Here is a 21,376-nt window from a genome sequence, read left to right on the forward strand (position 1 = left end):
GTAACCGTGTGGCCAGCCGAACTCAGAAGGTTCCGCTGGCCATTTTTTTCAATGCATCAGCAATGGCACTAAAACTTTCTCTTACCCATTGTGATGTGTGACGCGCGCGCAGATAGCCGTGCACCAGTTCCGGCTCATTGCGGTATTGGGCGTTGACACCTGCGTCCAGCAAACGGTTGACGTAGTGCACACCATCATCACGCAAGGGATCAATATCTGCTGTAACTACCAGCGTCTGCGGTGTAGCTGAAAAGTCTTCGGCCAGCAAAGGACGCAGTTCCGGTTGGTTGCTTTGTTCTGCACTCAGACCTTCAGAGCGCACCGCGAAATAGTAGGCAGACTCCTCCGTCGTCAGCATGGGTGCATGGGCATTGCTGAGATAGGAGCCCTGCGTCACATCACCACCCAGACCGGGATAGATCAGCACTTGGCCCAACGCTGGTTGCTGCCCTTGCGCTTGCAGCCGAATCGACAGCGCGGCTGCCAGGTTGCCACCTGCACTGTCTCCGCACAAAATGATTTTTTCACCCCGGTTGCGCACATATTGGAACGCCGCCTGCACATCATCGAGTTGTGCTGGGTGTCGGTGTTCGGGCGCCAGGCGATAGGTTGTTGCCACCACATCCAGGCCACTCAGTTGGCACAGTCCTGCGCACACGTCGGCATGGCTTTCGAGCCCGCCCAATACGAAACCGCCACCGTGGATGTACAGCACGGTCACATCGTTGGGAACGTCTGCGTTCGCTTTGATGTTGCGATAGCGGCGCGCGGCAATCGACTGCCCCGGTTGCGGCCCTGCGATGGTGAAATCCTCGGCTGCAACGTTGGGAGGAAAGGGTTGCGCCATGGCGGCGGCGTAGCGGTTGTACCAGTTGCGTGACTGCTCCACCGTTCCCAGAAAAGCGTCGGCCGGATAGAAGGAATTGCTGAGCTCGATGAAGGCGCGAACCTCCGGGTCCTGCGGCATGGGATAGGGGCTTGGGGTTGTCATGAAGAGGCATTCTTGCACAAGCATATGCAAGCCGACAAATACCGTTGCGGAGAGTGTGCGCACCTGGCATAAACCATGCAGAATGCACAAGTCACTCACTCACACGCGCTGTCTCAACTCCATGAAAACCGTCAAATCATTCCCCCGCAAAGTCAAGGAAATATCCAACACCTTCATCACGCTGGCCGATGGCACGCGACTCGCCGCGCGCATCTGGTTGCCAGCCGATGCTGACAAGAAACCGGTACCCGCGATTCTGGAATATCTGCCCTACCGCAAACGCGACGGCACGCACGTGCGCGATGCGCTCACTCACCCCTACATCGCAGGACACGGCTACGCTTGCGTGCGCGTGGACATGCGCGGCAATGGCGAGTCCGATGGCGTCATGCGCGACGAATATACGCAGCTGGAACTTGACGATGCCTGCGAAGTCATCGCCTGGTTGCGCGCGCAACCCTGGTGCAGCGGCAACGTGGGCATGATGGGAATTTCCTGGGGCGGCTTCAACAGCCTGCAGGTTGCAGCCATGCGTCCCGAAGGCCTCAAAGCCATCATCACCTTGTGCTCCACCGATGACCGCTATACCGATGACATCCACTACAAAGGTGGTTGTCTGCTCAACGAAAACCTGGGCTGGTCTGCCACCATGTTTGCGTACTCTTCACGCTCCCCCGATCCCGCACTGGTGGGCGAACGCTGGCGTGACATGTGGCTGCAACGGCTGGAGGCCGAACCGCTGCTGGCCATCGACTGGCTGCAGCATCCGCACCGCGACGCCTACTGGAAACATGGTTCCGTCAACGAAGACTACAGCGCCATTCAGGCTGCCGTGCTGGCAGTGGGTGGATGGAATGACGCCTATACCAATGCAGTGCCGCGTCTAGTCAGCAATCTGACGTCTCCAACGAAGGGCATCATCGGCCCTTGGGCACACAAGTACCCGCATTTCGCCGTGCCCGAACCACGCATCGGCTTTCTGCAGGAAGCACTGCGCTGGTGGGATCAGTGGCTCAAGGGTGACGACACCGGTGTGCAAAAAGACCCGGCGTTTCGCACCTACATCATGGACCTGGGCCGCCCGGGCGGAACCGTGTCGCAAATTCCGGGACGTTGGGTAACTGATAGCCAGTGGCCGTTCGACAAGGGCGAGGTACAACGCTGGCATCTCAACAGCGATGGCTTGTCACAGACCAAGGGACGTGCCACCAAGCAAAACCACAGTACGGCGCAATCCGTAGGCGGTGACGGCGGCGAGTACTGCATCATCTGGCTGGGGCCAGAGTTTGCCGGCGACCAGCGCCATGACGACTCGGGTTCACTCACCTTCGACAGTGAAGCGCTGAAGCAGGACCTCGATGTGGTGGGTGCGCCGGCACTCACGCTGAAATTCAGCGTGGACAAGCCCGTTGCCAACGTGGCCGTTCGACTCAACTCCGTCTGGCCCGACGGTGCGGTTTCGCGCCTGACTTATGCGGTTTTCAATCTTTGCCACCGCGATGGCCACGAAAATCCGCAGGCACTCGAGCCCGGCAAGGCCTACACCGTACGCATTGCCCTCGACGATGTGGCCGTTTGCGTTCCCAAGGGACACAAATTGCGGGTCTCTGTGTCGACCAGCTACTGGCCCATGATCTGGCCCGCACCAGAACCGGTCACCCTGACGTTGCACACGGCGGCGACTTTCATCGACGTGCCTGTTCGCTCCCGCAACGGCAGCAAGAAAGTACCGGTATTTGCCGCACCGGAAGCCGCAACGCCGGTCAAACTCATAGAGCACAGCAAGCCCAGCAATCTGCGGGAACTCACACGCGATCAAGCAACAGGTGAAACCCGCTTGGCCATCGTGGATGACTTTGGCCGCACCACCATCGCCGAGCACGGACTGGAGATTTGGGCCTGCGGTCGCGAGACCTATCGCATATTGCCAAACGACCCCCTATCTGCGCGGCAGGAATGCCACTGGACGGAGGAGCGCAGCCGTGGCGACTGGAAAGTGCGTACAGAAACCTATTCGAGTTTGACGGCCAGCAAAACGCACTGGCATGTGGCAGGAAGACTTGAAGCCTATGAAAATGACGCCCTGATTTGGAGCCGAAATTGGGATCAAAAAATAAAGCGAAATCTGCTTTGAATTTTGTTGATGGGATAACATTTTTCAGACTTATCAGAGCCTGCCCAAAACCCTTATATGCACGCGACTTGCGACAACTCTTTTGCGACTGAGTGGGTGTGAATCCATTTAGAAAACTGGCTCTTTCCCAATTAAAAATAATGCGCTAAGGGAATACGCGAATGAATATTGCATGGGTAATTGCAATACTATTGATGCGGGGCGGCATGCAAATTGCGCTCGTAAATTTTCGGCAAGCTCATCACCCAAAAGAGTGCGCCGAAATCCCTTACTTGAATTGATTGGAGATCTTCAAACATGGCAATGATCGAAAATAAAACGGACTCTGGACTTATCCTGGATCGCCGTCAGCTCATCCTCGGAGCATCCGCCGTTGGACTATCGGCAGCTTTCAGCTCCATGCCAGCAATGGCTGCAGGCGCACCCAAGAAAGGTGGTGTACTGCGCATGGGTGTGGAAGGTGGATCTCCATCTGACAGCCTGGACCCCCGCACCTACGCTGACTCCATTCCAATCAACATCAGCCTGATGCTGTGGAACTGCCTGGTGGAAGTGGCCGACAACGGCGACGCTACCGGAGAACTGTTTGAAAGCTGGGAAGTCAAGCCCGGCGCAACCGAGTGGCTGTTCAACATCCGCAAGGGTGTCACCTTCACTTCCGGCAAGACACTTGACGCTGATGACGTCATCTACTCGCTCAACATGCACCGCGGCGAAACCAAGTCTCCCGCCAAGGCGCTGCTCAACGACATCACCGACATCAAGAAAGTTAACGCGAATCAAGTTCAGATCACCATGAGCAATGGCAACCTGGACTTGCCGTTCAATCTGAGCGACTACCACCTGATCGTGGTCCCCAACGGCTTCACCGACTGGAGCAAGCCCGATGGCACCGGCGCATTCACCATGGAAGAGTTCCAACCTGGTGTTCGCTTTGTTGCCAAACGCAAGCCCGGCAACTACTGGAAGCCCAACCGTGGCAACTTTGACCGCGTAGAACTGCGTTACATCGGTGACGCTGCTGCACGCTCGCAGGCACTGATGACCGGTCAGGTCGACGTCATCAACCGCGTGGACCCCAAGACTGCTGCACTGCTGGCAAAGAACCCCAAGCTGCGCATCTCGCGCACACCTGGCATGGGCAACCGCTTTGCGTTTGTTGCGCACACCGACAAGGATCCTTACAGCAACAAGGACCTGATGATGGCGCTCAAGTACGGTATTGATCGCAAGAAGATCGTGGACAACGTCTTCTCCGGTTACGCCTCCATCGGTAACGACCACACCGTCGGCACCAAGATGAAGTACTACGACACCAAGCAGAAGCAGACTCCCTACGATCCCGACAAGGCCAAGTTCTATTACAAGAAGTCTGGTGTGACGGCTCCCATCGAACTGCAAGTGTCTGAGGGTGCTTTCTCTGGCGCAACCGACGCAGGTCAGGTCTATCAGGAATCCCTGGCCAAGGCTGGCATCAACCTCGACCTTAAGCGCGTCTCCGGTGACGGCTACTGGGACAACGTCTGGCTCAAGGTACCGTTCTGCGCGGTGTACTGGGGCAATCGTCCCACCATCGACAACCAGCTCACCAGCACCTTCTTCGGTGGACTGAAGAATCCCTGGAACGACACCCACTTCCAGAACGAAGAGTTCAGCAAGACCCTGGTTGCGGCCCGCGTTGAAATGGATCAGAAGAAACGTGGCGCCATGTATGCGCGCTGCCAAGAGCTGATTGCGCAGAACTCCGGCATGGTGTGCTTCGCTGTTCAGGACTACCTGGACGCTTGCTCCACCAAGCTGCAAGGTCTGACCATCTCCGGTCGCTACGATCTGGCTGATGACCGCATTGCTGAAAAAGGCTGGTTTGCCTGATCAGGTTCCCAGTTAGAACAACGTATGTCGGTTACCGAATGGTGTGAGCACCATTCGGGCTCGAAAATTGCGTTGTGTGCATCGCGACGGATATGAAACATGAATAGCGGGGCGGGACACAAGTCCCACCTGCTATTTTTATTTGATATGAATAAATAAAGAACATGCCATGGCGAAACTGATACTCAACCGGCTGCTACTGGGCGTTCTGACGCTGTTTGCAGTGTCCATTCTGATTTTTGTGTGCACCCAGATCCTGCCCGGCGACGTGGCCTCGGCGGTCTTGGGCCAGGGCGCAACGCCAGAAGCACTGGTGATCTTCCGCAAGGAGCTGGGCCTGGATGTGCCAGCCTATCTGCGCTACATCCATTGGCTCACTGGTGCCCTGCACGGCGATCTGGGAGTGGCACTCACCAACAAGCGCGTAATCGTGGATGAAGTGTTGCCCCGCCTGGGCAATACCCTGTTTCTGGCTGGCTATGCCGCGCTGATCGCGATTCCAGTGGCCGTGGGGCTTGGTATCTTCTCCGCCATCAATGAAGGCAAGCTGTCCGACAAGCTGGCCAACATCGTTACGTTGACGGCTATCTCGTTGCCCGAATTCTTCATCGCCTACCTGCTGATCATCTTTATGGCAGTGGATGTCGACTGGTTCCCTTCTCTATCCACCGTCTACAAGGGCATGCCGTTCTCCGAGCGGGTGTACCAGACCACCCTGCCAGCCATCACCCTGACATTGCTGGTGGCGGCGCACATGTTGCGCATGACACGCAGCTCGGTGCTGTCGGTGATGTCCACACCTTACATTGAAATGGCCTTTCTCAAGGGTGCCAAGCGCGGACGCGTGATCGTGCGTCATGCGCTTCCCAATGCGGCAGCCCCCATCATCACCGTGGTAGCCCTGAACCTTGCCTACCTGGTGGTGGGCGTCGTGGTGATCGAGGCCGTATTTGTCTACCCCGGTCTGGGCCAATTGATGGTGGATGCGGTTTCCAAGCGCGATGTGCCGGTGATCCAGGCCTGCGGCCTGGTGTTTGCCATGGTGTTCGTCACGCTCAATACGCTGGCCGACATTCTGGTGATTCTGGTCAACCCCCGCTTGCGCCACAAGCGCTGAATTCAAGGAAGCGACACATGAAAGTCTTTGGACACAAACCCACCTTGTCTGCCTGGTTCGGCTTGACCGTGGTGGCCATCTTCATTTTCGTATCCATCTTCACACCCTGGCTGGCCCCCTACGGTCAGTCCGCCAATGTCGGCGGTACCTGGGATGAACCCTCGCGCGCCATGCTGCTGGGTGCAGACCAGATCGGCCGCGACATGCTCACCCGCATCATGTACGGCGCCCGCATGACCATTGGTGTGGCGCTGGCCATCACCTTGCTGTCCTTCCTGATCGGCATCGTGCTGGGCTTTGTCAGCGCCGTCATGGGCGGCTGGGTCGACATCTTCTTCAGCCGTCTGGTCGATGTGATGTTGTCCATTCCCGGCCTGATCTTTGCGCTGATCATTCTGGGCGTGTTCGGCTCCAGCATCCCGGTGCTGATCATGACCATCGCGGTGCTGGACTCCACCCGGGTGTTCCGGCTGGCGCGTGCGCTGGGCATGAACCTGACCGTGATGGAGTACGTGGAGGCTGCGCGCCTACGTGGTGAAGGCCTGTGGTGGATCATCCGCCGCGAGATCCTGCCCAACGCCTGGGCGCCGCTGATCTCCGAATTCGGCCTGCGCTTCTGCTTCAACTTCCTGTTCATTGCCGGCCTGTCCTTTCTGGGCCTTGGCATTCAACCGCCCTACGCCGACCTGGGCGGCATGGTGCGCGAGAACGCCGCGGCCATCAACTTCGGAATGATGGCCCCCATCTACCCCGCCACGGCCATTGCCCTGCTCACCGTGTCGGTGAACCTGGTGGTGGACTGGATGCTGTCCATCGATGCACGCCCCTCAGGCGCGCAAGCCGAACTCTAAGGAACACCTGGACATGAGCGATCAACTGATTCTTGAAATCAAGGGCCTGCGGCTGGAGAGCATCTCCGGCAGCGTCATCGTGGACAACGTGGACGTCAAGGTCAACAAGGGCGAAGTCTTGGGCCTGATCGGCGAGAGCGGCGCCGGCAAATCCACCATTGGCCTGTCCAGCATGTGCTATGCCCGTGCCGGTGTGCATATTGCTGGCGGCGAAATCATTCTGGGCGGCACCAATATCCGCGCGCTCAATGCCGACGGCCGGCGTGGTGTGCGGGGCAAGCGCATTGCCTACATCGCACAGAGCGCTACCGCCGCCTTCAACCCGGCCCACACGCTGATGGACCAGGTCTGTGAAGCGCCCACCATCCACAAGCTGATGTCGCGCAGCGAAGCGGAAGCCTGGGCTCGCCAACTCTTCAAGGCGCTGGACCTGCCGGATCCCGAGAATTTCGGTGCCCGCTATCCGCACCAGGCTTCCGGCGGCCAACTGCAGCGCGCCATGGCGGCAATGGCCATGTCTTGCCGACCCGACGTGCTGATCCTGGACGAGCCCACGACTGCACTGGACGTAACCACCCAGATCGAAGTGCTGATTCTGCTCAAGTCGCTGATTCACCAGTACAAGACGGCGGCGATCTACATCACCCACGATCTGGCCGTGGTGGCCCAGGTGGCGGACCGCATCAAGGTGCTGCGCCATGGCAAGGAAGTCGAAGAAGGCCTGACTGCACAAATCCTGCACGATGCCAAGCAGGACTACACGGCACGCCTGGTGAAGGTGCGCGGTGCCGCGGCCAGCGAACGCGCTGCCCCAGACACGGTCAAGGCAGAGGAAACCGTTCTGTCCATCAACGATTGCCACGCCTACTACGGTGCCTTCCATGTGGTCAAAGGCGTTACGCTGGACGTGAAGCGCGGTGAAACGGTGGCCGTGGTTGGCGAATCCGGCTCGGGCAAGTCCACATTGGCCCGCGTTGTCACCGGACTGCTACCGCCCAAGAGCGGCGAGATCATTTTCCAGGGCAAAACCCTACCCCGCAGCCTGAAAGAGCGCAGCAAGGAGCTCAAGCGACGCATCCAGCTGGTCTATCAGATTCCCGACGTGGCCATCAATCCGCGCCAGAGCCTGATGGAAATCATTGGACGGCCGGTGCAGTTCTATTTCGGCTCCGGCCGCAAGGAAGTGGAACAGCGCGCCAAGGAACTGATCAATCTGGTCGAGCTGCCGGTGGAGTTTCTCTCACGCAGGCCGGGGCAGCTTTCCGGTGGCCAGAAGCAGCGCGTGTGCATTGCACGTGCCTTGGCGGCGCGGCCCGACATGATCATTCTGGACGAGCCGACCTCGGCACTGGACCCTCTGGTGGCGGAAGAAATTCTCACCTTGCTGCGCAAGCTGCAGCGTGAACTGGGACTGTCCTACATCCTCATCACCCACGATCTGGACGTGGTGCACCGCATCGCCCACCGTACGGCCGTGATGCTGCAAGGCAAGTTTGTTGCCTTTGATGCCACCGACAAGATCTTCGACAACCCCGAGCACCCCTATACCCAGAAGCTCATCACCGCCGTGCCAGAGATGCGCGTCGATTGGCTGGACGAGGTATTGGCCCACCGCTCACAGGCTGCGGCCTGACATGCCGTGCGCAGTGCTGCGGCCAGTGCCGCAGATGCGGCGCACTGCCTTTCGCCAACCATGACCTTCGTCACCCGCTGGGCGGGGGTTGCACTGATTGCGCTGGCGGCGCTGTCGTGGAGCACCGCCGGGCTGTTTCCGCGGATGGTCAGCACGGACGTGTTCACCACCCTGTTCTGGCGCTCCCTGCTCGGTGGCAGTTCGGTGCTGGCCATCCAGATGCTGTTGGGCAAAAGGGATGGCCTGTCCGCCCTCTGGCGACTGACCCGGGCAGAGCTGTGGATGTCGCTGCTGAGTTCAGGTGCCATGGTGTGTTTCATCGCTGCGTTCTTCTTCGCGCCTGTTGCCGACGTGGTGTTCATCTACAGCGCTTTTCCCGTCATCACACTGCTGCTTTCCGCCCTCGTTCTGCGCACCCGGGTGCGCACCGTGGACCTGCTGTGCACGTTGACCGTGGTGGCTGGTATGGGATTGATCGTGTGGGGCCAGTCTTCCATGCACAGCCTGCTGGGATCGGCACTGAGTTTGTTGGCAACCTTGCTGTTTGCGCTGATCACCGTGGGCATCAAGCGCCATCCGCAGGCGCAGATGATCAAGGTCACCTACATGGGCACTTTTCTGGCGGCGCTAGCCATGGCGCCCTTCTCCACCTTTGCCAATACCAGCACGCAGGATCTGGCTTGGCTCTGGCTCTACGGCGTACTGAATGTGGGCGTGGGTTTTGGCCTGTACCTGCTGGGTGTGCGGCGTACCAAGGCCGTGTTGGCATCACTGGTTTGCATGATAGAAATCCCGCTGGCACCGCTCTGGGTCTACGCCCTCTTTGGCGAAAAGGTCGCGCAGCAAAGCCTGATCGGTGGAGCAGTAATCGTGCTGGCCGTGCTGGTCAACGTGCTCAGCAGTGGACGCGGTGCCACAGCTGCCGCCGTCAATCCTGTGCCACGCGACCCATCAGCCAATCCCTGAAGTCGCTCACGCGCGCGGGCGTTGGCGCCTGGTTTTGCGGCAATACAAACCAGTAGGCGAACGGACCTTCCACGTACAGCGGGTTGTGACGCACCAGCTCACCGGACTGCAACTCCCGCACCACCATGGCCTCGTCCACGATGACCACACCGGCACCGGCAATGGCGGCGTTGATGGCCTGGTCCAGGGTACTGAAAGTCAGGCCAGGGCGCACATCCAGTGCACGTGGCCCGTGTTCGGCAATCCAGCGCTCCCACACAGGCAGACGGCTACCGCCATCGAGCACATGCAACATCGTGGCGCCAGGAATCGCGGGGGGGTGCCCCTCGTTCCACAGCGATGGTGCACTGACCATGATGTGCCGCTCCTTCATCACCGGCTCGCACACTACTCTGGGCCAGGGTTGCTCTGCGTAGACGATCAGGCAGTCCAGCGAGCGTGCCTCACGCACCGTGGCAATGGGGTCGGTCTTGATGGACAGGTCAATATGGGGGTAACGCGCCCGGAAATCGGAAAGCCGAGGCGCCAGCCAGCGCGTGGCAAACGTGGGGGGCACATTGACCGACAGCATTTGTGGCCGGTGTTTGCCAGAGGCCTTGTACACAGCCGCTTCCATTTCGCTGAAAAGCCGCTGCAGGGTGTGCGCCAGTTCCTTGCCTGCCGGGGTGAGTTCCACGGCCTGATGCACACGTACGAACAAGGGCGTACCCAATGCCGTTTCCAGTTGTTTGACCTGTCGGCTGATCGCTCCCTGGGTCACGTGCAGCACTTCACCCGCCTGGGTGAAGCTTCCCTCGCGGGCGGCCACCGCAAAGGCCTTGAGCGCGTTGAGCGGTGGCAGACGCTTCATAGAGCCCAGATCGGCTGATCCGCCACGGCCTGCAGTTGGTCCTGGGTCACCAGCGCAGGAGCAATTTCTGCCAGCGGGCGCAACACAAAGGCGCGTTGCCACATGCGGGGGTGGGGAACGGTCAGTTGCCCATCGTCCAGGGTTCGTTCACCAAAGAGCAAGATGTCCAGATCCAGCGTGCGCGGCGCGTTGCGGTAGGGCCTGGCGCGTCCGGCCACCTGCTCAATATCGTGCAGCCTTGCCAGCAGGTCATGAGGGGTGAGCCAGGTCTGCACTTCCACCACGGCGTTTACGTAGTCACCACCACCGGCATCCACCGGTGCGCTCCCGTACAGAGAAGACTTGCGTGTGATGACTACACCGTCCAGATCGGCGATGGCTTGCATGGCTGACAGCACGGCACCGCGCGGGTCACCCAGATTGGCGCCCAATCCGATGTAGGCAACAACCGGCTCAGCCATTTCCACGCTCAAACGTCGGCTCCGCCCGTCTGCGGCGCACCTCCTGCACCGCGGTCCCCGCTGGGGCGACGACGACGGCGACGCTTGCGTGGCGCACTGCCGCCTTCAGCGGAATCACCTGGCGCATCAGAATGTTCTGCAGAAGAAGCATCCGCCGGGCCCGTGGTATCTTGCCTGGGCTTATCGCGCGCCGGTGCGGGCGCACGGTGCACACGGGGTGCCTTGGGGCGTTGCTGTTGCTCGGCCCGTACTTGGTCAATCATGTCCTGACGCAGGTTGTCGTCAGCCATGCTGAATTCCTGCCACCAGTCGGCCAGCACTTCATCAATCTCGCCCGCATCCGCACGCAGCCGCATGAAGTCAAATGCCGCACGGAAGCGCGGCTGCTCCACCATGCCAAACGGGGTACTGCCCACGCGTTTGTCAAAACGCGGCTGCATCAGCCAGATCTCGCGCATGTCACCTGCCAGCTTGCCGCGTCCGGAGACGTCACCAATACGGGCATTGAACACGTCTTCAATGGCATCCTGCAATGCCGGGTGGCTGTGCTGCTTGTCGGCGATACGACGGGCCCAGCCGTCACGCACATCGGCCCACAGCACGCAGGCCAGCAAGAAGCTGGGTGCCACCGGTTTGCCCTCACCCACGCGGCGGTCGGTATCTTTCAGGGCCGCATTGACAAAGGGTTGAGCCGAGCGCTCGACCACCACGTCCAGCAACGGATAGATGCCCGTGGCCATGCCCAGTGTCTTGAGCTGCTCGACCGATGCCAGCGCGTGGCCGGTCTGCAGCAGCTTGAGCATTTCATCAAACAGGCGGCTTTGCGGCACGTCGGCCAGCAAGGCTTGCGACTTGATCAGCGGAGCGGCCGTCTTGGGCTCCAGCTTGAAGCCCAGGCCATTGAGCTTGGCCGCAAACCGAACGGCGCGGATGATACGTACCGGGTCCTCGCGGTAGCGGGCCGTGGCGTCACCGATCATGCGCAGGGTGCGGTTCTTGGCGTCCTTCAGGCCATGGTGGTAATCGACCACGATTTGCGTCTCGGGGTCGTAATACATTGCGTTGATGGTGAAGTCACGGCGCACCGCGTCTTCCTCCTGCGGACCCCAGACGTTGTCGCGCAACACCCGGCCGCTGGAGTCCACGGCATGCTTCATGCTGGCCAATTCGCTCTTGCTGGTCTTCTCGTTGCCGGCCACCTGCTCGGCAGCGGCGTTGTCGAGGTAGGCACGGAAGGTAGAGACTTCAATCACCTCATTCTCGCGGCCACGACCGTACACCACGTGCACGATGCGAAAGCGCCGCCCGATGATGAAGGCACGGCGAAACAGCCCCTTGACCTGCTCTGGCGTGGCATTGGTGGCCACGTCAAAATCCTTGGGACGCAGGCCCAGCAGCAGGTCGCGCACGGCCCCGCCCACAATATAGGCCTCAAAGCCGGCACCCTTGAGCGTACGCACCACATTGATGGCACGTTCGTCTACCAGTGTGGGATCGATGCCATGGGTCGCTGCCGGCACTTCCACCCGCTTGCCAAACTTGGGGCCGGTTGCACGCGAGGTGACGCCAGCCTTTCCCAGCAGTTTGTCGATGAATTTCTTGATCAAGTCGTTTATTCCTAACTAAAGTCTGCCAACTTTCAGGCAAACAGGTCGAGTATGCGCCATTGCCGCTCTGTAGCCAGCACCCGCAGGCGATCGTCCGGATTGGTGGCAATTGCCACATTGGCCCTCTCCAGCAGGGGCACGTCGTTGATGGAGTCGGAGTAAAAGGTGACGTGTACCGTGTCCCAGCTCAGTCCATGCTCCTTCATCCAGGCTTCGGTGCGGGTCACCTTGCCCTCACGGAAGGAGGGTACGCCCCGGATTTCTCCGGTATACCAGCCAGTGGCGCTGTCCACTTCCAGTTCGATGGCCAGCAGGTCTTTCACGCCAAACGCCTGTGCGATGGGGCGGGTCACGAACTCATTGGTGGCCGTGATGATGACCACCGTGTCACCGGCGTCCTGATGCTGGCGCACCAGTTCGCGCGCGCAGGGGCGGATGCCGGGCAGCACCACTTTCTCCATGTACTGGGCATGGGCTGCCTTGGACCTTTCCGGCCCCTGGCGACACACCGCGGCCGTGGCAAAACGGCAATAGGCATGGATATCCAAAGTGCCCGCCTTGTACTGCGCATAGAACGCGTCGTTCATGCGTTTGAAATCCTGCGCATCATTCCAGCCCAGCCCCAGCGTGAATTCGCCCCAGCTGTAGTCCGAGTCAAAGGGAATCAGGGTGTGGTCCAGATCAAACAGGGCCAGCTTCTTCAAGGTCATTGGTTCTCCAACATGGATTTAATCAAGGGGATGGTGATGGCACGCTTGGTCTGCAGGCTGTAGCCGTCCAGCAGCTCCAGCAACTCCATCAGGCTGCCGAGGTCGCGCGAAAAACGGGTGAGCATGAAATCCATCACCTCGTCGCCCAGAAACACACCGCGCGCATCCGCTGCCTGACGCAGCACGGCACGGCGCTCCGGTTCGGTCAGCAGCTGCAGACCAAATATGTGACCCCAACCCAGCCGGGTCCGCAAATCGTCGCGCAATTGGAGTTCCGCCGGCACGGTATCACCAGCAGCCATGACCGGGCGCTGCAGGGTTTGCGCATGCACAAACCAGTTGAAGGCCATCTGCTGCTGTGCAGCGGTGTACAGGTGCACATCATCCATCAGGATGGCTGCCCAGCCTTCGGAGTATTCCGGCGCTTCGTGAACGCTGGCATCCAGCCAGCCCACACGTGCGCCCTGCTCACGCAAGCCTTCGCGTGCGGCCTTGAGCAAATGGCTCTTGCCGCTGCCGCTGGGGCCCCAAAAATAAGTTGGAACAGGCGAGCGCGTGGCGGCGTTAGCCTTATCTCCCAGCCACAGCGTCAAGTGCTGCAGCGCGGCGGCATTGGGGCCGGCGAAAAAATTGGCCACCGTGGGGCCGGTGGACAGGCCGATGTCGAGAGCAATCTGTTTCATGAACGCTGTGCGCTAGCCCCGATACAAATGGCTGGCCAGATAACCGGTTTGAATGCGGCGGATGGCAACCAGCAGCACGGCGCTGACCGGCAAGGCAACCAGTACACCCAGAAAACCAAACAACTGGCCAAACGCCAGCAAGGAAAAAATCACCGCCAGCGGGTGCAAACCAATGCGTTGGCCCACCAGCCGGGGCGTGAGCACAAAGCTTTCCAGCACCTGCCCGGCGCCAAACACCACAACCAGCATGATGGCCGTGTGCATAAGGCCGGCCTCTGCAGAGAACTGCAACACTCCGGCAAAACTGGCCAGCAACAGCCCAAGGCCAAACCCGAGGTAAGGCACAAATACCGCCAGCCCGGTAAACACGCCGATGGGCAGCGCCAGATCCAGCCCAAAGAGCTTGAGTCCCAGGCTGTAATACACCGCCAGTAGCAGCATGACCAGCAGCTGCCCACGCAGGTATTGGCCCAGTACCGCATCCGCATCCCGTACAAATGCATCCGTGGGCGGGCGCAACTTGGGAGGAATGAGCTGGCGCACCAGACCGACCAACTTCTCCCACTCCATCAACAGGTAAAACAGGGCCACCGGAATCAGCACCAGGTTGCCCACCAGGGAAAAAGCCACGCTCCCGCCGATCTTCAGCGAAGACAACACCGAGCCCATGGCGTCCTGGAAATTGGTATCCAGATAGGTCTTGACGAAGCTCTTGACACTTTCCATGTCCAGGGCGACCTGAAAGCCCCATTGGGTGAGCAGCGGCTGCAGCAGCGCGCTGACCTTCTGCAGCAGCAAGGGCAATTGGTCCCGCATCTGCGGCAATTCCTTGGCCAGGATGGGAACAATCAGTAAGACGATGGCGGTCAAGGCCACTACAAACAGCAACTCCACCAGCATGACCAGCAGCGCACGCGGAATGCGGCCGCGCCCCAGGCGATCCACCCCATCCACCAAAGGCGTGAGGGCGTAGGCCAGCACAGCGGCCACCACAAAGGGCGCCAGCACCGGCGCCAGCAGCCACAAAGCGAGGACAAACACGGCTGCAATTGCGCCCCATGCGGCGATACTTTTTTGGGTGGGGGTGAATTGCATACAGGAGGGGGAGGTGGGAACCCTTAAAATCAAGGCAAATTCTATCGGGCTTGATGAAGCCTAAGCCCCAAGTACCTTTTCATGACCCAATCCAACTCCTCCACTCCCCTCTCCTATAAAGACGCCGGTGTCGACATTGACGCAGGTGACGCCCTGGTTGAGCGTATCAAACCCCTGGCCAAGAAAACCATGCGCGAGGGCGTGCTGGCTGGTATTGGAGGTTTTGGCGCCCTGTTTGAAGTGCCCAAGCGCTACAAGGAACCCGTGCTGGTGAGCGGCACCGACGGCGTGGGCACCAAGCTCAAGCTGGCGTTTGAATGGAATATGCACGACACCGTGGGCATCGATCTGGTGGCCATGAGCGTGAACGACGTGCTGGTGCAAGGTGCCGAGCCGCTGTTTTTTCTGGACTACTTTGCCTGCGGCAAGCTGGACGTGGACACGGCGGCTGCCGTGGTCGGCGGCATTGCCAAGGGTTGCGAACTCTCCGGTTGCGCGCTGATTGGTGGTGAAACGGCCGAAATGCCGGGCATGTACCCCGCCGGTGAATACGATCTGGCCGGTTTTGCTGTGGGCGCCGTCGAAAAGTCCAAGATCCTGACCGGAGCCGACGTCAAGCCGGGTGACGTGGTGTTGGGCCTGGCCAGCAGCGGCGTGCACTCCAACGGCTTTAGCCTGGTGCGCAAGTGCATTGAGCGCGCCGGCAGCAACGCCCCAGCCACGCTGGATGGCAAACCCTTCAAGCAAGCGCTGATGGAGCCTACCCGCCTGTATGTGAAGAATGTGCTCACGGCATTGGCCGCCCACCCGATCAAGGCCCTGGCCCATATCACGGGTGGTGGTCTGCTGGAAAACATTCCCCGCGTGCTGCCAGAAGGAACCGCTGCCCATCTGAAAAAAGGCAGCTGGCCCCAGACCGAGCTGTTTGCCTGGCTGCAGAAGACCGCCGGCATCGACGACATCGAGATGAACCGCACCTTCAACAACGGTATCGGCATGGTGGTGGTCATCGATGCCGCCCAGGCCGAGGCCTGTGCTGCCACTCTGCGTGCCGCAGGTGAGACCGTTTACACCATTGGCAGCATCGCTGCGCGCGGTGACACCGCCGCCGTCGTGGTTGCCTGAAGCACATTCCGATTCGTTAGCGGCCAATCCTGGCGGTGCGGTATGCCGCCATGGCCAGTGCAAGGGCCATGCTTGTCAACACCGCCGCCATGGCAAACGTGAAGTGCATGCCGCGCGCAATGGATTGCGGAGCTGCTGTGGAGATATCTGCGGTCTGTGCCGCAAACGCAAACACCGCCCCCATGACGGATGCGCCGGTAACCAAACCCAGATTGCGTGACAGGGTCAGCAAGCCCGAAATCAGCCCGCGCTGATCCGCCTGCACATCCACCATGACCGCCGTATTGTTGGCCGACTGGAAGAGCTGGTAACCGGGCGTCAGGATGGCAATACCCGTGACGTAACCCGCAATGCCCAGAGCGGCCGGGATGTTGCACAGCGCCAAGGCACCTAGCGTCATTGCCACCAGACCGGCCAGGGTGATGCGCGAAGTGCCCCAGCGGTCCACCATGCGCCCGGACACGACTCCACCAAATACGGAAATCAGCGGTCCCACCGACATGACGGCACCCACCATCGAAGTGGCCAGACCCAGACCGCGCGCCAGATAGAACGGCCCGACAACCAGCGTTGCCATCATCACCGTGGACACCAGCGCATTCATGGCCAGGCTGGCGCACAACGCCCTGTTGCGAAACAAGGCCAAATGGATCAGAGGAGATCCGGCCGTCGCCTGCACCCACACAAACGCACCGACTCCCAGGGTGGCGGCTCCCAGCAGGGCATAGTTGAGCGCCTCCCAATGGCTGCGCCCGGTCGTCATGGCCAGCGCATAGGCGGCCAGGGTCAGGGCCAGTAGAAACGCACCCAGGTGGTCGAATCCCGGTGGCAAATGGGCCAATGCGCGCCGGTCCATGGGCAGATGGCGCCAGGCCAACACAAAGGTCAGGATGCCCATTGGAACATTGATCAGAAACAGCGCTGGCCAACCGAATTCGGACACCAATGCGCCACCCAGCGACGGACCCAACGCCGTACCGATGGCGGACATGGTGGCCAGCAAGCCCATGGCGCTGCCGGTCTTGGCCTTGGGCACCGTCTGCCCCACAAAGGCCATGGTCAGCGCCATCATGACCGCCGCACCTAGACCCTGCAACGCCCTTGCGGCTATCAGCAACCAGAGCCAGGGAGATATACCGCACACCACCGACGCCAGCGTGAACAGTGCGATGCCTGCCAGCAGCAGACGCTTGCGACCCACAAGGTCCCCCAGACGGCCCACACTGACAATCAACGTGGTGATGGCCAGCAAATAGGCGATCACCACCCATTGAACCGCCTGAAACGGGGCGCCAAAGGCTTGCGCCAGTGCCGGCAGCCCCACATTGGCAATGCTGGTCCCCATGGACGACAACAGGATGGAAAGTGACAGGCTGCCGATTGCCCAGCCCCAAGGTGAAGTCTGTAGCGCAGCCGTTTCGCGCAACGGCGTGGCTTGCTTCAACGGGTCGATTTTCAACATGATGGATTCCTTTGTTTGCCCCGGGAAGAGGCGTTGAAGGAAGCTTATGTTTTTGAGTGACATGGCGGAAGACGCAGCATTTGCAATGTATACCTGCATCAAACGCCACCTCGTACGCAAACATGCTATGGTCTGGCCATGGTCCGCCCCGATCTCAACCAACTCCTGACCCTGGACGTCTTGCTGTCCGAGTGCAATGTGGCCCAGGCAGCCAAGCGCCTGCATTTGAGCCCGTCCGCCATGAGCCGGGCTTTGGCCAGACTGAGGGAGTCCACCGGCGATCCCTTGTTGGTTCGCGCCGGGCGCGGGCTGGTACCCACACCCCGGGCATTGGAGCTGCGCGACAGCATCGGTCCCCTGGTACAGCAGGCCCAAGCGGCATTGCGCCCGGCTCAGAAACCCAAACTCCGGCAGCTGGCCAGAACCTTCACCATCCGAACCAGCGAAGGCTTTGTGGAGAACTTCGGTCCCGCCCTCATCGAGCGCGTGGCGACTGACGCGCCGCAGGTGCGGCTGCACTTTCTGCCCAAGTTCAACAAGGAAAGCCATTTGTTGCGCGATGGCAGCGTGGACCTGGAGACTGGTGTGGTCGGCCAGGCTGCAAGCCCGGAGCTGCGTACCCAGGCACTGTTTCGCGACCGCTTCGTCGGTGTGGTGCGCAGTGGTCATCCCTTGGGGGAAGGCGAGATGACTCCCCAACGCTATGCATCCGGCAAGCATGTACTGGTGTCGCGCCTGGGGTTGGACAAGGGTGCACTGGACGAAGCCTTGAATGCCCAAGGGGTGAAGAGAGATATCGTCACGGTGGTGGGCGGCTTTGCAACCGCCCTGGCGCTGGCGCGCGCATCGGACCTGATTGCCAGCGTACCCGAACGGCATACCGGCAATCTGCGTGACGGCATGCACAGTTTCGCGCTGCCGGTTTCCACTCCGGAAATAACGGTGTCCCTGCTCTGGCATCCCCGCATGCACGCCGACCCCGCGCATCAGTGGCTGCGCGCTTGCGTGCGTGAAGTATGCGCCGGGGATTCTCTCCAACCGGATGTCTGAAAATGTACGATACGTGTCGGTCTGCGCGTGGCGCCACCTGATGTCTCCTAGGAGAATTATGGCTTATCTACCTCAACCCCCAAGGAATACACCATGAATACATGTCTCTTAGTGATCGATGCGCAAGAGTCCTTTCGCCAGCGCCCGTCCTGGAATGAAGCCCTGGCGGCCGCCTATCTTGCTGAACAGAATGCGCTGATCAGCGGTGCTGTGGCAAAGGGCATTCCCGTCATCCGCATCTTCCACAGCGATCCACCTGAAGAGGCAGCCAATCCGTTTTCCCTGGTCTCAGGTTTTGTCCGTCCTGTGCAGGGGCTGGCCGACTTTTCTGCCGCCGCCACATTTACCAAGGGTCGCCATAGCGCACTGGTGGGCACCGGACTGCAGGTGTGGTTGACCGAAAACCATATCCGCAAAATCATCGTCAGCGGAATCCGCACCGAGCAGTGCTGCGAAACCACGGCGCGCCATGCCTCCGACCTGGGTTGGGAGATCGACTACGTGCTCGATGCCACCCTGACCTTTGACATGACCCAACCCAATGGCCTGCCCCTGAGCGCCGCCGACATCAAGGCTCGCACCGCCACCGTTCTGGATGGCCGCTTCGCCCGCGTGTGCTCGGTGGCGCAGGCGCTGGAAGCTTCGGCCTGATTGCTGCGTACAGCCAAGGAGCCCTCATGCTGGAACTACGACCCAACTGCGAATGCTGCGACGCTGATCTGGGCCCAGGCTCCGAGCAGGCGCGCATCTGTACCTTCGAATGCACTTTCTGCGCCGAATGTGCGGACACGCTGCTGCATGGCGGCTGCCCCAACTGCGGCGGCGAACTGCTGCAAAGGCCACGCCGACCGGAGGCAAAACTGGCCAACAACCCGGCGTCAACGCAGCGGGTGTTTCAGGCCGGCTTGCGTGAGCGTCTTGCGGGCGCAACGAGGTAAGCATGGCCCAGGCCCGCGAGGTAGTGTTCCTGCTGTTGCCCGAGAGCCTGATCCTGGATTGGGCCGGTCCGGCAGAGGCGCTTCGCATTGCCAACGACATCCTGCTGGCCCAGGGCCAGGCGGAACCATTTCGTTTGCGCTATGTCAGCCCGTTGCCGCAGACCATGAGCTCGGTGGGCGTTGCCATTGCCGGGCTGGAACCACTGCCTGCCACCCTGCCCTTGCCGACCTGGGTGGTCGTGGTGGGGCAGCCAGGCCCCTTCATTGACGTGGAAAGCCCAGCCATGCGCAGCGCTCTGGAATGGCTCAGTGGCTTGAGGCTGCAAAACGGCACACTGGAGCTTCTCGCCATCTGTGCCGGCACTGTGCTGGCGGCGCATGCCGGTCTGCTGAACCGGCGACGCGCCACCACACACCACCAGCATCTGGAAGAGCTGCAGTCCGTTGCCCCCACATGCCAAGTGGTGAGCAACCGGGTGTTTGTGGAGGACGCACCGGTTTTCAGCAGTGCAGGTGTCACCACCGGAATCGACCTGGTGCTGCATCGCATCGGCGCCCTGTGCGGGCCGGCGCTTGCCGCGCAGGTGGCGCAAACCATGGTGGTGGCGATGCGGCGCGGGCCGCAAGACCCTGAGCTGTCGCCGTTTCTGTCCTATCGCAACCACCTGCACCCCGCGCTGCACCGGGTGCAGGACGCCATTGGCAGTGCACCGGCCAACGATTGGAATCTGGAGGCCATGGCCCAAGTTGCTCACACTTCACCTCGGCATTTGACCCGCTTGTTTGTGGAGCATGCGCAGGTCGCCCCCCTGGCCTATCTCAGGCAGATACGTCTGGCAGTGGCGCAGAGTGCGTTGCGCAGCGGTCGCAATGTCACGCAGGCGGCAGAAATGGCCGGATTTGGCTCGGATACCCAGTTGCGCCGGGCCTGGCGCCAGTTTGGCGTGCACGGCACGCCGTCACAACACCAGGCTTAGCCTTCGTCGCGCCGTAGCTCGTCGACCCGGTCGGCAATGGCGTTGACGTCCACCAGATCGTCCGTGTTGACCAGATAGCACTCCAGGTCAGCCAGCGCCTGCTCGGTATTGCCCATTTCGGCGTGAGCCAGTCCGCGATCACGGTACTCGGCCCAGGCCTCGGGCAGCAACACAATCAGCCGCTCCATCACGGCCAGCATGCGCGGCCAGTCCTCCTGGGTGCGGTAGATCTCCTTGAGGTTACGCAGCATGCGGGCAATGATGTCGCGCGGCGGCGCGCTCTGCAGGTACAGACCCAGCGGCACGTCCATGTCCTCCAGTGATTCATCCTGCTGGCGGAACGGTTCCAGCCGCTCAGCCAGCTGTTCGCGGCTTAGCGACTGCCCGGTCATGGGGTCAATCACGGCTTGGCCCAAAGGCAGGTTGATTTTCACCATGAAATGGCCGGGAAAGCCCACGCCCCGCACGGACAGGCCCAGCCCTTGCGCCAGCTCCATCCACAGCAGCCCCAGGGAGATGGGAATGCCACGGCGCGTGCGCAGCAGCGTATGGACAAAGCTGTTGTCAGGATCGTAGTAGTTGTTGACATTGCCGCCAAAGCGCAAGTCCTGGAAGAAGAAATGGTTGAGGATGCGCAACTTGTGCAGCTGGCCCGCGTCCGCTGGCAAACGCCTGCGCAGCCGCTCCAGCAGATGATCCACCTCGCCCAGAACGGTCTGGACGTCCAGCTCCGGGTATTCGTCCTGCGCCAGACTGACAGCTGCCTCAAAAAGGGCAAAGTTGGCGTCGCTCTGCACCAGATTGGCAAAGTAATCCAACGGCGATGGCACATCGTATGAAAGGTTCATAACCAT

Annotated in this window: 20 protein-coding genes; 11 read left to right on the top strand and 9 right to left on the bottom strand. The window is 60.6% G+C overall.

The window, feature by feature from the left end:
* Positions 1–22: 22 nt before the first annotated feature.
* On the bottom strand, positions 23–991 hold the full coding sequence (locus AAGF34_RS23055; RefSeq protein ID WP_342618041.1) for an alpha/beta hydrolase: 969 nt from the start codon (positions 989–991) through the stop codon (positions 23–25).
* Positions 992–1,112: 121 nt separating this feature from the next.
* Between AAGF34_RS23055 and AAGF34_RS23060 the strand changes: the two genes are divergently transcribed.
* From AAGF34_RS23060 to AAGF34_RS23085, 6 genes are all read left to right on the top strand, one after another.
* Positions 1,113–3,125, top strand: coding sequence for a CocE/NonD family hydrolase (locus tag AAGF34_RS23060; RefSeq protein ID WP_342618042.1), 2,013 nt, complete (start codon positions 1,113–1,115; stop codon positions 3,123–3,125).
* 297 nt (positions 3,126–3,422) lie between these two features.
* A complete protein-coding gene (locus AAGF34_RS23065; protein WP_342618043.1) occupies positions 3,423–4,997 on the top strand; it encodes an ABC transporter substrate-binding protein in 1,575 nt (524 codons plus the stop codon).
* A 169-nt stretch (positions 4,998–5,166) separates the two neighbouring features.
* Entirely contained in the window at positions 5,167–6,114 is a 948-nt protein-coding gene (locus tag AAGF34_RS23070) for an ABC transporter permease (RefSeq protein ID WP_342618044.1), read from the top strand.
* 17 nt (positions 6,115–6,131) lie between these two features.
* On the top strand, positions 6,132–6,965 hold the full coding sequence (locus AAGF34_RS23075; protein WP_342618045.1) for an ABC transporter permease: 834 nt from the start codon (positions 6,132–6,134) through the stop codon (positions 6,963–6,965).
* Positions 6,966–6,978: 13 nt separating this feature from the next.
* A complete protein-coding gene (locus tag AAGF34_RS23080) occupies positions 6,979–8,598 on the top strand; it encodes an ABC transporter ATP-binding protein (RefSeq protein ID WP_342618046.1) in 1,620 nt (539 codons plus the stop codon).
* A 60-nt stretch (positions 8,599–8,658) separates the two neighbouring features.
* Positions 8,659–9,564, top strand: a complete 906-nt coding sequence (locus AAGF34_RS23085) for an EamA family transporter (RefSeq protein WP_342618047.1) — start codon at positions 8,659–8,661, stop codon at positions 9,562–9,564.
* Here the strand turns inward: AAGF34_RS23085 and AAGF34_RS23090 are convergent.
* Genes AAGF34_RS23090 through AAGF34_RS23115 form a run of 6 tightly spaced genes read right to left on the bottom strand, consistent with a single transcriptional unit; the run spans position 9,527 to position 14,970 of the window.
* Positions 9,527–10,414, bottom strand: coding sequence for a LysR substrate-binding domain-containing protein (locus AAGF34_RS23090; protein WP_342618048.1), 888 nt, complete (start codon positions 10,412–10,414; stop codon positions 9,527–9,529). The genes AAGF34_RS23085 and AAGF34_RS23090 overlap by 38 nt on opposite strands.
* On the bottom strand, positions 10,411–10,875 hold the full coding sequence (folK, locus tag AAGF34_RS23095; RefSeq protein WP_342618049.1) for a 2-amino-4-hydroxy-6-hydroxymethyldihydropteridine diphosphokinase: 465 nt from the start codon (positions 10,873–10,875) through the stop codon (positions 10,411–10,413). The genes AAGF34_RS23090 and folK overlap by 4 nt, the downstream gene beginning before the upstream one ends.
* A gap of 8 nt (positions 10,876–10,883) precedes the next feature.
* Positions 10,884–12,482 carry a polynucleotide adenylyltransferase PcnB gene (gene pcnB / locus AAGF34_RS23100; RefSeq protein WP_342618050.1) on the bottom strand — a complete coding sequence of 533 codons (1,599 nt, stop codon included), beginning with the start codon at positions 12,480–12,482 and terminating at the stop codon, positions 10,884–10,886.
* A 32-nt stretch (positions 12,483–12,514) separates the two neighbouring features.
* Complete coding sequence (locus AAGF34_RS23105) at positions 12,515–13,192, bottom strand: HAD family hydrolase (protein ID WP_342618051.1); 678 nt, start codon at positions 13,190–13,192, stop codon at positions 12,515–12,517.
* A complete protein-coding gene (gene hda / locus AAGF34_RS23110; protein WP_342618052.1) occupies positions 13,189–13,875 on the bottom strand; it encodes a DnaA regulatory inactivator Hda in 687 nt (228 codons plus the stop codon). The genes AAGF34_RS23105 and hda overlap by 4 nt, the downstream gene beginning before the upstream one ends.
* 12 nt (positions 13,876–13,887) lie before the next feature.
* Positions 13,888–14,970: an AI-2E family transporter gene (locus AAGF34_RS23115; RefSeq protein ID WP_342618053.1), complete on the bottom strand. Its 1,083-nt coding sequence runs from the start codon at positions 14,968–14,970 to the stop codon at positions 13,888–13,890.
* A gap of 81 nt (positions 14,971–15,051) precedes the next feature.
* On the opposite strand from AAGF34_RS23115, the gene purM reads away from it, so the two are divergent.
* Positions 15,052–16,095, top strand: coding sequence for a phosphoribosylformylglycinamidine cyclo-ligase (purM, locus tag AAGF34_RS23120; RefSeq protein WP_342618054.1), 1,044 nt, complete (start codon positions 15,052–15,054; stop codon positions 16,093–16,095).
* Between the two features lie 16 nt (positions 16,096–16,111).
* Here the strand turns inward: purM and AAGF34_RS23125 are convergent, their stop codons facing one another.
* Positions 16,112–17,557: an MFS transporter gene (locus AAGF34_RS23125; protein ID WP_342618055.1), complete on the bottom strand. Its 1,446-nt coding sequence runs from the start codon at positions 17,555–17,557 to the stop codon at positions 16,112–16,114.
* A gap of 138 nt (positions 17,558–17,695) precedes the next feature.
* Between AAGF34_RS23125 and AAGF34_RS23130 the strand changes: the two genes are divergently transcribed.
* The 4 genes from AAGF34_RS23130 (at position 17,696) to AAGF34_RS23145 (ending at position 20,522) form a co-directional block, all read left to right on the top strand.
* Complete coding sequence (locus tag AAGF34_RS23130; protein WP_342618056.1) at positions 17,696–18,607, top strand: LysR family transcriptional regulator; 912 nt, start codon at positions 17,696–17,698, stop codon at positions 18,605–18,607.
* 93 nt (positions 18,608–18,700) lie between these two features.
* Positions 18,701–19,258, top strand: a complete 558-nt coding sequence (locus AAGF34_RS23135; protein WP_342618057.1) for an isochorismatase family protein — start codon at positions 18,701–18,703, stop codon at positions 19,256–19,258.
* A 26-nt stretch (positions 19,259–19,284) separates the two neighbouring features.
* A complete protein-coding gene (locus tag AAGF34_RS23140; RefSeq protein WP_342618058.1) occupies positions 19,285–19,545 on the top strand; it encodes a DUF1272 domain-containing protein in 261 nt (86 codons plus the stop codon).
* A gap of 2 nt (positions 19,546–19,547) precedes the next feature.
* The gene (locus tag AAGF34_RS23145) at positions 19,548–20,522 is read left to right on the top strand and encodes a helix-turn-helix domain-containing protein (protein ID WP_342618059.1); all 975 of its coding nucleotides are present in this window, start codon (positions 19,548–19,550) and stop codon (positions 20,520–20,522) included.
* On the opposite strand, the gene AAGF34_RS23150 is transcribed toward AAGF34_RS23145, so the two are convergent.
* Entirely contained in the window at positions 20,519–21,370 is an 852-nt protein-coding gene (locus AAGF34_RS23150) for a tetratricopeptide repeat protein (RefSeq protein WP_342618060.1), read from the bottom strand. The two genes, AAGF34_RS23145 and AAGF34_RS23150, sit on opposite strands and share 4 nt — an antisense overlap.
* Positions 21,371–21,376 lie beyond the last annotated feature (6 nt).

It is taken from the genome of Rhodoferax sp. GW822-FHT02A01 (genome assembly GCF_038784515.1).
GTDB lineage: Bacteria > Pseudomonadota > Gammaproteobacteria > Burkholderiales > Burkholderiaceae_C > Allorhodoferax.